The sequence below is a fragment of the Actinomyces sp. W5033 genome (assembly GCF_051303165.1).
The window spans coordinates 36,084-37,785 of record NZ_JBPPGD010000015.1 but is presented as its reverse complement, the minus strand read 5'-3'; the positions used below and the strand labels follow the sequence as shown (position 1 = coordinate 37,785).

General features: G+C 67.6%; 1 protein-coding gene. It reads left to right on the top strand.

The window, feature by feature from the left end; all coding sequences use genetic code 11:
* Positions 1-72 precede the first annotated feature (72 nt).
* Entirely contained in the window at positions 73-1,611 is a 1,539-nt protein-coding gene (glpK, locus tag ACSJJR_RS09845; protein ID WP_435943215.1) for a glycerol kinase GlpK, read from the top strand.
* The last annotated feature ends 91 nt before the right edge of the window (positions 1,612-1,702 follow it).

The following is a 1,702-nucleotide window of genomic DNA, read 5'->3' as shown; positions in this document are numbered from 1 at the left end:
CGCCACCCGGTCCCAGCGGCACCGACCGCACCGACCTCACCTCCCCTCACAACGCAGTGAAAGGACATTTCCTTGAGCCCCAACAGCACCGCTGAGAAGAAGTACGTCCTGGCCATCGACCAGGGGACGACCTCCTCACGCGCCATCCTGTTCAACCACGACGGTGAGATCGTCGCCGTCGACCAGAAGGAGCACGAGCAGATCTTCCCGCGCGCCGGCTGGGTCGAGCACGACGCGATCGAGATCTGGGAGAACATCCGCTCCGTCGTCGCCGGGGTCCTGTCGAAGGCGGAGGTCAACCGCCACGAGATCGCCTCGGTGGGCATCACCAACCAGCGCGAGAGCGCCGTCGTGTGGGACAAGAACACCGGTGAGCCCGTCTACAACGTCATCGTGTGGCAGGACACCCGCACCCAGAAGATCTGCGACCGCCTGGCCGGCGACGAGGGACCGGACAAGTACAAGGACCGCGTGGGCCTGGGCCTGGCCACCTACTTCTCCGGCCCCAAGGTCACGTGGGTCCTGGAGAACGTCGAGGGCGCCCGCGAGCGCGCCGAGGCCGGCGACCTGCTCATGGGCACCATGGACACCTGGACCCTGTGGAACCTCACCGGTGGCGTCAACGGCGGTGTGCACGCCACCGACGTCACCAACGCCTCGCGCACGATGCTCATGAACATCGACACCCTGGACTGGAACCCGGAGATCTGCGCGGACATGGGCATCCCCATGTCGATGCTGCCGGAGATCCGCCCCTCCTCGGGAGTGTTCGGCTACGGCCGCAAGAACGGCCTGCTGGTGGACACCCCGATCAGCGGCATCCTCGGCGACCAGCAGGCGGCCACCTTCGGTCAGGCCTGCTTCGAGAAGGGACAGGCCAAGAACACCTACGGCACCGGCTGCTTCATGCTGATGAACACCGGCACCACCCCGGTGCGCAGCGAGAACGGCCTGCTGACCACCGTGTGCTACCAGATCGGGGACGAGGCTCCCGTGTACGCCCTGGAGGGCTCGATCGCGGTGGCGGGCTCGCTCGTGCAGTGGCTGCGCGACAACCTCGGCATCATCACGGAGTCGAAGCAGGTCGAGGAGCTGGCGCGCAGCGTCGAGGACAACGGTGGCGCCTACTTCGTCCCGGCCTTCTCCGGGCTCTTCGCCCCGCACTGGCGCCCTGACGCCCGCGGTGTGCTCGTCGGCCTGACCCGCTTCGTCAACAAGGCGCACATCGCCCGGGCCGTGGAGGAGGCGACCGCCTTCCAGACCCGCGAGGTCCTCGAGGCGATGAACGCCGACTCCGGCCAGGCGCTGACCGAGCTCAAGGTTGATGGCGGCATGACCCGCGACGAGCTGCTCATGCAGTTCCAGGCGGACCAGGTGGGTGTGCCGGTGGTGCGTCCGCGCGTGGCGGAGACGACGGCGCTCGGTGCCGCCTACGCCTCCGGCATCGCGGTGGGCTTCTGGTCCGGGACCCAGGACGTCATCGACAACTGGGCTGAGGACACGCGCTGGGAGCCGAAGATGCCCGAGGCCGAGCGCGAGCGCCTGTTCCGCAACTGGCGCAAGGCTGTTGAGCGCACCCTGGACTGGGTTGACGAGGACGTCATCGAGTAGTCCACCAGCCGCGACGGCGGCACGCGCGGGTGTGGGGGGAGGGGGGGGGAACAAAAAAGGGAGAGGAACACACACAAACAAAAACCCCAAC